This is a genomic window from Acetobacter papayae JCM 25143 (assembly GCF_000613285.1).
Lineage (GTDB): Bacteria > Pseudomonadota > Alphaproteobacteria > Acetobacterales > Acetobacteraceae > Acetobacter > Acetobacter papayae.
The window spans coordinates 1-12,213 of the sequence record NZ_BAIN01000068.1; the positions used below are offsets into that span (position 1 = coordinate 1).

Consider the following 12,213-nt stretch of genomic DNA (forward strand, 5'->3'; position numbering starts at 1 on the left):
CGGCTTCTCTGGTAGCGCTGCTCAAGGTGCTACTGAACGCCTGCTGCGAGGCGCATGACGTGGCGCCCAAGCTTGTGGCCTCGCAGGAGGAGCTTGAGGCGCTCGCACTTGATCCGTCACAGGCACCCACCTGCTGGGTGGCTGGCGTGGTCGCGTTTTTGGTGATGCCGCCCGCGCCTGTGCGAAGGCCGTCTGGCCCTGCGCGTGCAGGATGGGCGGGTGGTCAATGTGCCGTGTGAAGACAAGGCCCTGTCCGAACCCGCCCTCGGCTAAGGGCAGGTTCGGCCGGTGGGGATGAGCGGTGTGCTCAGAACCCCATTTCAGCCCAGAGGTTGGAAAGCGGGCGCGCCCCGTAATGGGAAATGATTTCCGATGCCGCGACGGATGCCAGCCTGCCGCATTCAGGCAGGGTGCGGCCAGCCGTTAGCCCGGCCATGAAGCCTGCCGCATAGGCATCGCCCGCGCCGGTAGTATCGACCACCTGTGTCGGTACGGGGTCCACTTTCGTAAACGTGCCTTCATGCACCACAACACTACCCAGCCCGGAGCGGGTCAGGGCCGCGAAGGTGGTGTCCTGCGCAGTATGGCGGGCGGCGGTGTCGAAGCTTTCCGTTTCGTACAGGGCGCAGATTTCATCCTCGTTGGCGAACAGGATATCGACATGGCCCTTGACCAGATCAAGGAAAGCCGCGCGGTGACGGCCAACACAGAACGGGTCTGACAGGGACAGGGCAACCTGCCGTCCGCTCTTATGGGCAATGGCTGCGGCCCGGCGGAAAGCTTCCTGCGCGTGCGGGGGGTCGAACAGATAGCCTTCAAGATACACGATGGAGGAGGCTGCAATGACATCGGGCAGCACGTCATCGGGGGTAAAGCAGGTGCAGGCTCCCAGATAGGTAGCCATGGTGCGCTGCCCGTCGGGGGTGATCATGACAATGCAGCGCGCGGTCGGCAGATTGTCGAAAAGCTGTGCATTCAGTGGCTCGGACGGAAACGCCACGCCGTTGCTGTGCAGGTCCTGACCGAACTTAACCCCGGCCTCGTCACGCGCGACCTTGCCAGATACGCCACGCGCGCGCCAAACTGTGCCGCCACCACGCAGCTATTGGCCACGGAGCCACCGCCCATAACCTGCTCGGGTGTGAGTGCGGCCTGAAGCGCGTTGGCGCGCTCGGCGTCGATCAGCGTCATGCTGCCGGGTGTGAGGCCCTGTTTTTCGAGGAAAGCAAAATCGACCCGGGCCAGAATGTCCGTAATGGCGTTGCCAATACCCAGAATATCGTAACGAATGTCAGGATCGGTCATTTTATTAAAACTTTTCTTCAAAAATGGAGAACTCTGGCTGTTTGGCTAGCCTGCCGCCATAAAAAGGGCAACAGTTGGCGCTACGCAAAGTTTGCCCAACGGTTGTCGGCTCGTATAGACTCGCGCCCGACCCGGATGGGCAATGTATGTGCGGACGAACGCCGCCCGACAAGGTGGGCGGCCTAACGGCAGGGGGACATTCTTGTTCAGACGACGCAAGACTGAAGAAAGCAAACCACCGGAAAAGCCCGCACAGACCGGCGCACAAGCGCCGCGAGATGCGGCGGGAGCCTCTTCTGGTGCTCCGTTTTCTTCCAATTCAGGGCGGCCTCCCCTTTCCCAGGCGGGCGCTGCTGGCTCTAATCATGATAACGTAAAGGATACCCCCGCCATGGGTCGTGCGCCCCTTCCTTCCGGTTCTCCTCTGCCCGCAGGGGCAGGTATTCCGCCGATGCCGGGTGCGCGTGGCGGCCTGCCGTCGCAGCTTGCCGGGCGCAAGGACGTGGCTGAGCAGCGTACGCTTGTTGTTGGGCGTGGCATCAGCGTACAGGGCTCCGTGCAGGATGCGGAACGCCTTGTTGTGGAAGGCACCGTGGAATCCAGCATGATCAATGCTGCCGAACTGGTGGTGATGCCCGGCGGCCTGTTCCGCGGTGGTGTGGAAGTGGAAAGCGCTGAAATTTCCGGCACTGTCGATGGTTCTCTGGTGGTGCGTGGCAGCCTGACAGTCCGTGGCACGGGCCGCCTGCTGGGCAAGGCCTCCTGCTGCCGCCTGAAGGTGGAAGATGGCGGCCAGATCAGCGGCCAGCTTGAAATGCTGCCTGAAAACAGTGCTTCTGCGACCTCTCCGGCGACAATCGCTCCGGCTTCGGCCTCCTCTGAGTCTTCCACTCAGGGCTGAAAACGCAAAAAGGCTGGCCCGAGGCGTATAGCCGGGCCAGCCTTTCTGGTTTTAACGCGCTACCAGAGCCTGTTTGGTACAGGCCCCTGAGTTCAATCAGGCCATGGTGTCGCGGCGGTCGCGTAGTCTTACATATGCGATCTGGGCATGTTCCTCGCAGTAAGGCTTGCCCGGCAACGGTGTTGCTCCACAAAAACGAAAGCCCGGGGTGCCGGGGTCGCCAATTGGCCAGCAGCATGCGGGGCCACGGCGTTTCTGCGGTTCGGGGTCCGAAACATTGCGGAAGGTGGGCTTGGGCTTGGCGGCCGGTTTGGGCGCTGCGGCAACCTTTTCCTTGCGCTCGACCGTCTCTTCCCGCACGGGGGCGGCTACTGCCGGGCTGGTGCGGGCAACGGGGGCTGCGGGCGGTGTTGCAGGCTGTGCCACCACAGGGGCCGGGGTGGCCTCGCGGATGCTGGGGGCAGGCTGCGGGGGGGCTGCCTCAGCACTGGTTGTCACGGTTTTTTCGGTTTTTTCCGCGCCTGCGGTTTTGGGCTTGCCATCACGGCGAATAGGCGAAGGGCGCGGGGGCAGGCCAAGCCTGTGCGCCTTGCCAACAACGGCGTTCTTCGTAATGGAGAGGCGGCGACCTATTTCCGCCGTCGAAAGACCTTCGCCCCATAGCTCTTTGAGCTGGGCGATTATTTCGTCGGTCCACTCCATTCCATGTACCTTTTCGACCATTGATGACCTGACCAGCGCAACACACGCACTGCGAAGCCATCTATCTTAGGGGCATGGGGGCGGCGGCTCAAGCGGAAAGCCTGAAAGAAGGGAGTGCTCAGTCCGCTTTTCCGGCCATGGAGAGGTCTGGCGGGGTTGGCTGGGGGCGCTCGGGCACAATCAGGGCGATCCGGGCGCGCACCTGTTCAAGCAGGGCGCGGGCGGTTTCCTGCTCATCAGCAGTGGGGTGGGTGGAGTGTTCGGGTGGCGTGGTGCTGCGTGGTGGCAGGGCTATCAGCGCGCTCAGGCTGCGTTCCATAGCCAGCAGGATATCAGAGGTGGCGTGGGGCTGGGCCTGTGTCCACCAGTGCAGGGCCTCCTGCCATGCGCCTTTCTGGGTCAGCACGGTGGCGTGGTTGTGGCAGCACGGTAATCGCCCCCTTCGGCCGAGGCGCGGTATAGGGCGCGAGCGCGTTCGGGGTCGGGGGGGACTGTCCAGCCTTCCTCGTAAAAACGGGCGAGAATATTCATGGACTTGGCGTGGCCGTTCTGCGCGGCCTTGGCGAATAGCGAGAACGCCCGTGGCAGGTTTTGCGGCATGCCTAGTCCGCGGAGTGTCAGAATACCAAGGTTGTAGCGCCCCCACTCGTCGTTCTGTTCCGCAGCCTGTGCGTAGTAGATGGCTGCCTGTTCGAAGCTCTTGGGCACGCCCCAGCCAAAATGGTGGCATCGTCCCAACATGTTGGAGGCCGGGCCATATCCGGCATTGGCCGCCATGGTGAACCAGATGAGCGCCTGCTCGTGGTCTGGAGGCACAAAGCTGCTTTTGAGGAGCGCCTTGCCCCACAGAACCTGATCAAGATGGTGGCCCCGACAGGCCCGCTCGTAAATGGCCTGCACGGATTCAGGCAGGATAATGGGCGGGGTAGGCGCTTTGCGGCGCTTGCGGGAAAACAGGCGGGAGAGAAAGGAGCGGGACATTGTGGCGCTTTGGACTGACGGAACCGGGCCGGAAGCCCGGTTCCGTAATCGTTGGTCTGTGGCTCAGTAATCAGCCGACAGGTTGAACAGGAACGCCCGGCCGATGGACGGCGTGACGCGATCGCTGAACAGGTTGCTGTAGTTCAGGCGGTTGGCCAGATTGTAGCCGTTCATGGCCACTTTCCAGTGGTTGTCGAAACGGTGCGAGATCACGGTATCGAATTCCACGTTGGCGGGCACGCGTCCGGTGTTGGCCGGGTCTACAAACACGCCTTCACGCCATGTCATGCCGCCGCCCACAAGCAGGTTGTAAGAGGAGGAGGGGGCGATTTCGTAAGTCGTCCACACGGTCGCCTGATTGCGCGGCACGTACTGGAGCTGCTTGCCGATATCTGCTGCCGTACCGCCGGTGGTGATGCTGTCATAGCGGGCATAGGTGGCAATCATGTTCCAGTTACGCAGGATCTGGCCAGAAACGCTGAGTTCAAGCCCCTGATTGCGCTGGGAGTCACCCGAGGAAATAATCCCGCCGCTGACGCTGGAATCCTGCATGGTGGCATTGCTTTTTTCTAGACGGAACACCGAGGCCGTGAAACCGATGCGGTCATGAAAAGCCGAGTATTTTGCACCCAGTTCATACAGCCTGCTGCGCTCGGGCTGCAGTTTCTGGTTGTTGGTCGTCAGGGGTTCGGAACTGTTGGTGACATACAGGCCCAGCGGCGTGGTGGATTCAGACCATGTGAAATACACCATGCGTGGTCGTTGGGGGTATACATCAGGCTGACATTGGGGTTGATGGTGTCTTGGGTCTGGCCCATGTACACATCAGCGCCCTTGCCGCCGGTCATGCTGTAATTGCTGCTCCAGTGGTCCCAGCGCAGCCCGGCCCGGATGGAAAACCATGGGGTTACCCATGCCTGTTCAGACAGGAACAGGCCGATATCGGTGGCATCACCCTTTTTCCAAAGCTTCTGGCCAGCGGTTTTGGTGTTGACTAGGTGGCCGGGGTCCGAGTTGCCATCAATGACGGAAAGACCCGGAACATAGGCCGAGGGGTCGAGCAGGTTGACGTATTGCCGGGCAACGGGGTTGTTGTAGGCGTAGTTCTTACGCTGGTCATAGACATGCATGATATCAAGCCCCCCCAGCATCTGGTGGCGGATGCGGCCGGTATTGAACTTGGCAATGGCAGACAGCACGTTTTGCACAGACCAGTCATCCTGCTGGTACGGATTGGGGCCGAATACACCACCCGTGCGCGAGAGCTTGGCTGCTGCTGCGTTGCCGCCAAACAGGGCCGTGCTGCAGTTGTTCTTGCTGGTGGTGCTGTTGCTTAGCTGGCCGTTGGTATCCACCAGATCACTGCCGGTGCATCCAACGCCCGAAGCGGAGAAATACCGGCTATACAGGCCGCCGCGCGTGTCGTTGGAGATGGTGATGAAGCGGTTGGCTTCCCACTGCAGGCGGCCGGTCAGCATATCCACGCTGGAATTGTCGGCATCAAGCGTGGTGCCATACCAGTTGGTGCGGTTTACGCCATATTCGGTGGCCGGTGCGCTATAGGCAGCCTTGGGGTCCTTGACCATAGGCACGCCGTAATCGGGCAGGCGGTTATCAGTCTGGTGGAAATATTCAACGGTATAATTAAGCTTTTTTCCAAGACCGAAAATGATTGATGGCGCAATGCCCCAGCGGTGCGAATAGACAGCATTGCGACCGATCATGTCGTTTTCATTGCCCATGCCAGTCAGGCGGAAGGCGATGGTGTCGGTAATCTTGTGGTTGATATCAAGCGTGCCGCGATAATAGTTGCCGCTCCCGCCCGAGAACGAGGCGCGATAATGGTTTTTGGCGGTAGGGGTTTTGGTAACAACGTTGATTGCACCCCCCGTTGTGCCATTGCCGAACACCTGTGAAGACGGCCCCTTGATGACAACCACACGCTCGTAATCGAAGCTGTCGCGGGTATAAACCCCAAAGTCACGAAGGCCGTTTTCATAAATGTCGTTATTGGCGGCAAAACCACGGATCAGGAACTGGTCACCCGACATACCGCCTTCGCCCTCACCCACGGAAGCGGTAATGCCGGGCACATTCTTCAGTGCCTCATCAAGTGATTTCACGTTCTGCTGCTGCATGACGATCTGCGGCACCACGTCGATGGTCTGCGGTGTGTGCAGCACGTCATCCGGCATGCGGCTCAGCCCGATGGGCGTGTGCAGCGTGTTCATGGGGGAGGCGGTTACAACCCATTCCTCCACATGCGAACCATCTTTGCGGGTGGTGGTCTTGGGGCCTTTGCCCCCGGCATTGGACAGGTTGGCGCTGGGCGCATTGGTGCTGGTCTGGCTGCTTGTGTCAGGCAGGGTGTTCTTTTTTGCGGCGGCGGGCTGTTCATCAGCGAAAGCGGACCATGCGTGACACCCAAGGGCCAGACCAAGGGCCAGCGGGGCTTTGTGCAGATGGGCGTTCAATCGTGAGACAGCCATAATGAGGGGTTCCATTCAAATATGATAATCATTCGCACTCATGGCGATAGAGGTGCTACGAATGATTCGCAATAACAGGAGGCGGTAAAAAGCCACCAGAAGGCCATATTGGCGGGAACTGTTGCCTATCAGCCACGTTCAGCCTGATCGTGCCGTGCGCGGGGCCGCTTTCTGGTTGGTCGGCCCGCCCGGTGGGGATTCCCGTTGCGGGCCGGGGGCTGTGTGCTAGTATCAGTCTGGAAGGCGAGTGCGGTCGGTAGTCGTATGGTTCTTTGGAAAAGGCAGACCATACGCAGATAAAAGAAAATTTTGGCGGTTCCACGCGTGTCTGTTTTCGTGACGCGAAAGTGCCTTCACTTTCACTGTGGCGTGGAGCTTTGCGAGGCATACCAGATATTATGGACAAGAATTTCATCTACCTCACGCCGCAGGAACAGTGGCGCGACATTATTCTTCAGGCACCACAGGACGAGCGTGAACATGTCAGGCGGCGGGTCGAGGCGCAGGGGCAGGCCTGTGTGGCGTTCTTTTGCGAGGCCCTGCTCCAGCATGCCGATGTGGCGGATTTCTTGGAAAAGGACAGTATCCAGAAATCGCTCAAGCGGAGCCTGTATTACTATCTGGTCACCCTCTTTTCCGCCACGCCCGACCATGTGGCACGCCTGTGCAAGATACAGATGCGGCTGGGGGCGAGCTATGCCCGACTGGAAATTCCCACCCATATTGTAGCGTATGGTTTTTATATTCTGAAAAAGCAGATCCTTGGCCTGTTTACGCAGGATGAGGCTGGTGGTTTTGATCGCTCGGGCTTGATCCTGTATGCCGGGGGTATGATGGACTTTGCGTTCAAGTTCATCATGCGCTCCTATGAAAAAAGCTTTCGTAAAATGGTCGAGGATAACGAGGCCCTGCGCCTTGTTTCCATTGGTCAGGATCTGAGTTTCGAAAAAGAGACGCAGGCACGGACATTTTTCACATGGTGCATGGAAACGATGCGCTCATTATGTGAAAATAGGTTTCAGGATCTTTATAATCTTGAAGATTCTGATTTTGGTCTGTGGTTTACGCATAAAGGCCGAAACCTGTTCAATGGTCGCTCCGAGTTCGTGCAGATCCAGCGCGAGATCGAAGCGCTCGATATGCAGCTCACGGCCATCCGGGAGGAGGGAGTATTACCCGAGCGGTTTGTTGCCTCCCTGCACAGAAGTATTCGAAAAATCGTTTTCCTGATGGAAAGTATTTTCCATAATATCGAGCAGATAGAGACCGGCCGCGACCCGCTGACGAAGGTGCTCAACCGGCGGTTTCTCGATGTGGTGGTGCAGAACGAAATTTCCTTCGCGCTGTCCAAGAACAAGCATTTCAGTATCGTTCTGTTTGATATCGATAATTTCAAGTCGATCAATGATACCTTCGGGCATCTGGCGGGGGATGAGATTCTCTGCTTCGTCGCCAACACGATTACGTCATCCCTGCGGGTGAATGATTATGTCTTCCGTTATGGTGGCGAGGAGTTTCTGGTTGTCCTGACAGAAACCGATGTCGAGGCCGCCCGCAAATGTGCCGAGCGGATTCGCCTGGCTATCAGCCATCTGCCTGTAACCCTTCGTTCCGAGCAGCAGGTCCGGGTGAGTGTATCGGGTGGGGTGACAACCCTGCATGGGCAGACCAATGTCCGCGCCCTGATCAATCAGGCTGATCAGGCGCTTTATACGGCCAAGGCGCAGGGCCGGAACCGGATTGTTGTCGCGCAGGTGCTGGAAACGCAATAACGCCCCGCATGGGTGGGTTTATGGCATTTTTTAGGTGGTAGAGGCATTGTTATGGTTGCTTGAAATGTCATCCGATGGCACAGTGGCAACCCGCCTTCAGTCGAGTAAACGATAGAGTTTTAAGACTTTTTTAAGAATTTCAGACCGCAGCCCGCTCTGGTCCCTTGTGTGGGCGGGATAATCTTTTCCGGTAATAGCCGAAAGAGAGCGGCATCAAGGATAGCCAGTAATGTCAGGGGATCATGAGACCGGGGCTTGGTCGGAGCACGCACTGCCCCCCAAGACACTGCCCTTCCCAGAATTTATTCGTCAGGTGGCGGATATGGATGAGGGGCACGGGTTCAGGGTCGGCCACGTGGCGCAGACCATTGCTGATCTGGCGGGGATCAACACGATCGACCGTGCAACCCTGAAAATGGCCGGGGAACTGCACGATACTGGCAAGCTGCTTATCCCCAACGAGATTCTTCAGGCCCCCAGACGCCTGACCGCTGATGAGAAAAAAACGGTGCAGCGCCACCCTTTGCTCGGGCTGGCTGTAACCCAGTGGTATGATCACGACTTCACGCAGGATGTGCTCGATACAATCCTGATGCACCATGAGCATTGGGATGGTACCGGCTACCCGCTGGGGCTGAAGGGGGACAGTATTCCCCAACTGGTTCGTATCGTCTCTTTGGCCGATACGATTGATGCCTGTGCATCCCGCAGGCGGTACAAGGCACCGTGGTCAGTCCCGCGTTTGCAGGAGTATCTGCATAAAGAGAGCGGGCGGAGCTTCCACCCGGATCTGGGGAGACTCTGCGCTGACAAGCTGCCTGAAATCGTCAGCTCCATGCGCACCATCCCGCCTGCACCCACATTGCGGGTTGGCTAGCTCAGTACGCGCATCTGCTCCACAAAAGCGGGAAACAGCCCACCGAGTGCGGGCATGACGTCCTGCTTGAGCTGTTCGCGCAGGAACAGCGCCAGATCAAGCGGAAAACGACCGAACTCACGCCGCCGCACCACAAGTGTCAGCCGCCGGTGAAAAGTCGGGCTTGGCAGCGGGTGGCAGGCCAGACCACAGCCTTGGGTATAACCCGCCTCATACAGGCAGAGCGGGGTGGTAATGGCAACGCCCCGGTTGCGGCAGGTGGCATAAACGCCATAAGGCAGGTCGAACTCCTGCTGGAAAGGCACATCAATACGCAGGCGGCGCAAAAAGCGCTCGATTTCCGCCCCCGTGCGTGAACGCTGCGAGAAGCGGACGAATGGGTGCTGGCCCAGAAAATCCCTGAGTTCCTGCGTGTCGCGCGGCGGGGTTTCCTGCTCGGGGTACAGCAGCAGGTAGGGTTCCTCGAACAGGGGCCAGCGCTCCAGACCGGAAACATCCTCCATTTCATCCACCCCGATCACGCAGTCGATCTGGCGGGTCAGCAGGGCTGTGGCGTGGGTTTCCGTCAGGCCCGCATGTACGATCAGCCGTCCCACCCGCTCGTGCATGAAGTCGGAAATGGAGGTGGAAAGAGCGCGGGCCAGTGAGTCCACTACCCCCATACGCAATTGCGGCACACGCCCAAGGCGCATTTTCTGTATGCCCGTGGCCACCAACCGCACTTCGGCCAGCATGCTTTGTGCGTACTGGCGCAGCACCGTGCCTGAAGGGGTTAGCGCCAGTGGGCGGACATTGCGATCAAACAATGTCGTGCCAAGGCGGTTTTCCAGATCGGCTATGGTTTGTGAAATGGCGGGCTGGGTTACTTTTAGCGACCGTGCGGCGGCCGCCATGCTGCCATTGTCGCACACGGCCAGAAATACGGTCAGCGATGACAGGTCAAACGGAAGGTCTGCTATGGCCATGGTCGTATTATAAGAAAAATTTATGCTGTCTCAAGCGCGAACGCTCCGTAAGGGTGAAAACAGAGCAAAGAGCGGATTTATCATGCAAACTGATCGTTACTCCCTGTTTGCGTTGCTGCGCGAGGCCATGCGCGGCAATACGGGCTGGAAACCGGCCTGGCGCAAGGCAACCCCGGCCCCCACCTATGATTACGTGATCGTGGGCGGTGGCGGGCATGGGCTGGCCACGGCCTATTATCTGGCACGACGCTATGGCGGAAAGCGCATAGCCGTGGTGGAAAAAGGCTGGATCGGCGGCGGCAATGTCGGGCGCAATACTACCATTGTGCGTTCGAACTATCTCCTGCCCGGTAACGAGCCGTTCTATGAATGCGCCATGAAGCTGTGGGAAGGGCTGGAGCAGGACATCAATTACAATGCGATGGTGAGCCAGCGCGGCGTGCTGAACCTGTTCCATAACGATGCCCAGCGCGGGGCGTATATCCGCCGCGGCAACGCCATGCGCCTGCACGGTGTGGATGCCGAACTGCTCGATGCGCAGGCGGTGCGCGCCATGGTGCCGTTCCTGAATTTTGACGATGCGCGCTTTCCCATTCGGGGCGGGCTGTTGCAGCGGCGCGGTGGCACGGTGCGGCATGATGCCGTGGCGTGGGGCTATGCCCGAGCGGCGGACAGGCTGGGCGTGGATATTATCGAAAACTGCGAGGTCACGGTATTCGCCTTGAAGGCGGGCGGGCCGTGGGGGTGGAAACCACGCGCGGCTTTATTGGCGCTGGCAAGCTGGGGCTGGCCTGTGCGGGTAATTCCTCACGGGTGGCGGCCATGGCGGGCCTGCGCCTGCCGATTGAAAGCCATGTGCTGCAGGCGTTTGTCAGCGAAGGGATCAAGCCGTTTATTGACGGTGTGGTAACCTTCGGGGCCGGACATTTTTATATCAGCCAGTCTGACAAGGGCGGGCTGGTCTTTGGTGGTGATATCGACGGCTATAACTCCTACGCCCAGCGCGGCAACCTGCCCGTGATTGAGGATGTGTGCGAAGGCGGCATGGCGCTTATGCCGCGTATTGGGCGCGTGCGCCTGCTGCGGCACTGGGGCGGGATCATGGATATGTCCATGGATGGCAGCCCCATTATCGACCATACGCCGGTGCAGGGGCTCTACCTGAACGCGGGCTGGTGTTACGGCGGGTTTAAGGCCACGCCGGCATCGGGCCTATGTTTTGCTCACCTGCTCGCCCGTGATGAGCCGCACCCCGTGGCGACAGCCTACCGGCTCGACCGTTTCGCGCGCGGCGCGGTGATTGATGAAAAAGGCATGGGCGCACAGCCCAATCTGCATTGAGGTTTCCATGCGTCTGACCTGTCCTTTCTGCGGTTCGCGCGGAGTTGAGGAATTTACCTACCGGGGCGATGCCACGGTGCGCCGCCCGGCCGCAGAGGCCGGTGATGCCGCGTGGGTGGATTATGTTTACCTGCGCGACAACCCTGCCGGGCTCCATCAGGAACTCTGGTACCATGGTGTGGGGTGCCGCTCATGGCTGGTGGTAACGCGCGATACGCGCACCCATCTGGTTTCCGACGTGCGCGCGGCACGGGCGGTGGCGCAGGCTGAACATCAGGCTGAACACAAGGAGGGCGCGGCATGACGGACGCCGGTATGTCTTCTTCTCCCACTTCGGGCGCGCAGCCGCACCGTGTGGCGGGCGGCAATGGTATCGATACGGAGCGGACGATCCGCTTCACGTTTGACGGGCGGCAGTATACGGGCCATCCGGGCGATACGCTGGCCTCTGCCCTGCTGGCTCATGGTGTGCGGCTGGCGGGCCGGTCTTTCAAATATCATCGTCCGCGCGGCATTCTGTCTGCCGGGCCGGAAGAACCTAACGCACTGGTGGAACTGCGCACCGGCCCCCGGCGCGAGCCCAATACACGCGCCACGGTGGCGGAGCTGTATGATGGCCTGTCCGCCGCCAGCCAGAACCGCTGGCCCAGCCTCGGGTTTGACGCGCTGGGGCTGAACAGTCTGTTTTCTTCGGTGCTGGGGGCGGGGTTCTATTACAAGACCTTCATGTGGCCTGCTGCTTTCTGGGAGAAAGTATACGAACCCTTGATCCGCCGTGCAGCGGGGCTGGGGCGCGCGGCGGACGAGGCCGACCCCGACCAGTATGAAAAAGCCACGGCATTTTGCGATGTGCTGGTGGTGGGCAGCGGCCCGGCGGGGC

9 protein-coding genes and 4 pseudogenes are annotated in these 12,213 nt (G+C 59.7%); 7 read left to right on the top strand and 6 right to left on the bottom strand.

Translation table 11 applies throughout. The features are described from left to right. A pseudogene (locus JCM25143_RS22430) lies at nucleotides 1–239 on the top strand (hypothetical protein); the annotation flags it as partial. A 68-nt stretch (nucleotides 240–307) separates the two neighbouring features. Here the strand turns inward: JCM25143_RS22430 and JCM25143_RS19365 are convergent. Next, nucleotides 308–1,305, bottom strand: a pseudogene (locus JCM25143_RS19365) (adenosine kinase). Nucleotides 1,306–1,447: 142 nt separating this feature from the next. Here JCM25143_RS19365 and JCM25143_RS12510 point away from each other — a divergent pair. After that, nucleotides 1,448–2,206 (top strand): bactofilin family protein, encoded by a 759-nt coding sequence (locus JCM25143_RS12510; protein ID WP_199897881.1) that lies wholly within the window; start codon nucleotides 1,448–1,450, stop codon nucleotides 2,204–2,206. A gap of 96 nt (nucleotides 2,207–2,302) precedes the next feature. On the opposite strand, the gene JCM25143_RS12515 is transcribed toward JCM25143_RS12510, so the two are convergent. The 4 genes and pseudogenes from JCM25143_RS12515 to JCM25143_RS19375 form a co-directional block, all read right to left on the bottom strand. Next, nucleotides 2,303–2,908 carry a GcrA family cell cycle regulator gene (locus JCM25143_RS12515; protein WP_025861444.1) on the bottom strand — a complete coding sequence of 202 codons (606 nt, stop codon included), beginning with the start codon at nucleotides 2,906–2,908 and terminating at the stop codon, nucleotides 2,303–2,305. A gap of 118 nt (nucleotides 2,909–3,026) precedes the next feature. Beyond that, the gene (locus JCM25143_RS24195; protein ID WP_051543323.1) at nucleotides 3,027–3,314 is read right to left on the bottom strand and encodes a hypothetical protein; all 288 of its coding nucleotides are present in this window, start codon (nucleotides 3,312–3,314) and stop codon (nucleotides 3,027–3,029) included. Next, entirely contained in the window at nucleotides 3,308–3,889 is a 582-nt protein-coding gene (locus JCM25143_RS19370) for a tetratricopeptide repeat protein (RefSeq protein ID WP_051543325.1), read from the bottom strand. The genes JCM25143_RS24195 and JCM25143_RS19370 overlap by 7 nt, the downstream gene beginning before the upstream one ends. A 63-nt stretch (nucleotides 3,890–3,952) precedes the next feature. Beyond that, nucleotides 3,953–6,378 (bottom strand): annotated as a pseudogene (locus JCM25143_RS19375) (TonB-dependent receptor). 398 nt (nucleotides 6,379–6,776) lie between these two features. Here JCM25143_RS19375 and JCM25143_RS12530 point away from each other — a divergent pair. Beyond that, nucleotides 6,777–8,150: a GGDEF domain-containing protein gene (locus JCM25143_RS12530; protein WP_148300135.1), complete on the top strand. Its 1,374-nt coding sequence runs from the start codon at nucleotides 6,777–6,779 to the stop codon at nucleotides 8,148–8,150. Nucleotides 8,151–8,379: 229 nt separating this feature from the next. Further along, on the top strand, nucleotides 8,380–9,027 hold the full coding sequence (locus JCM25143_RS21005; protein WP_025861446.1) for an HD-GYP domain-containing protein: 648 nt from the start codon (nucleotides 8,380–8,382) through the stop codon (nucleotides 9,025–9,027). On the opposite strand, the gene JCM25143_RS12540 is transcribed toward JCM25143_RS21005, so the two are convergent. Further along, nucleotides 9,024–9,992 (bottom strand): LysR family transcriptional regulator, encoded by a 969-nt coding sequence (locus tag JCM25143_RS12540; RefSeq protein ID WP_025861447.1) that lies wholly within the window; start codon nucleotides 9,990–9,992, stop codon nucleotides 9,024–9,026. The two genes, JCM25143_RS21005 and JCM25143_RS12540, sit on opposite strands and share 4 nt — an antisense overlap. 82 nt (nucleotides 9,993–10,074) lie before the next feature. On the opposite strand from JCM25143_RS12540, the pseudogene JCM25143_RS19385 reads away from it, so the two are divergent. The 3 genes and pseudogenes from JCM25143_RS19385 to JCM25143_RS19390 form a co-directional block, all read left to right on the top strand. Next, nucleotides 10,075–11,333: pseudogene (locus JCM25143_RS19385) on the top strand (sarcosine oxidase subunit beta family protein). 7 nt (nucleotides 11,334–11,340) lie between these two features. Then, on the top strand, nucleotides 11,341–11,637 hold the full coding sequence (locus JCM25143_RS12550; RefSeq protein ID WP_025861448.1) for a sarcosine oxidase subunit delta: 297 nt from the start codon (nucleotides 11,341–11,343) through the stop codon (nucleotides 11,635–11,637). Beyond that, on the top strand, nucleotides 11,634–12,213 hold a 580-nt coding region (locus JCM25143_RS19390; RefSeq protein ID WP_035371285.1), incomplete at its 3' end, for a 2Fe-2S iron-sulfur cluster-binding protein. The genes JCM25143_RS12550 and JCM25143_RS19390, both read left to right, overlap by 4 nt.

Excerpts from the sequence above, each read along its gene's own strand:
- JCM25143_RS12510 (WP_199897881.1), top strand. The coding sequence starts at position 1,448 with ATGTATGTGCGGACGAACGCCGCCCGACAAGGTGGGCGGCCTAACGGC.
- JCM25143_RS12515 (WP_025861444.1), bottom strand. The coding sequence starts at position 2,908 with ATGGAGTGGACCGACGAAATAATCGCCCAGCTCAAAGAGCTATGGGGC.
- JCM25143_RS19370 (WP_051543325.1), bottom strand. The coding sequence starts at position 3,889 with ATGTCCCGCTCCTTTCTCTCCCGCCTGTTTTCCCGCAAGCGCCGCAAA.
- JCM25143_RS12530 (WP_148300135.1), top strand. The coding sequence starts at position 6,777 with ATGGACAAGAATTTCATCTACCTCACGCCGCAGGAACAGTGGCGCGAC.
- JCM25143_RS21005 (WP_025861446.1), top strand. The coding sequence starts at position 8,380 with ATGTCAGGGGATCATGAGACCGGGGCTTGGTCGGAGCACGCACTGCCC.
- JCM25143_RS12540 (WP_025861447.1), bottom strand. The coding sequence starts at position 9,992 with ATGGCCATAGCAGACCTTCCGTTTGACCTGTCATCGCTGACCGTATTT.
- JCM25143_RS12550 (WP_025861448.1), top strand. The coding sequence starts at position 11,341 with ATGCGTCTGACCTGTCCTTTCTGCGGTTCGCGCGGAGTTGAGGAATTT.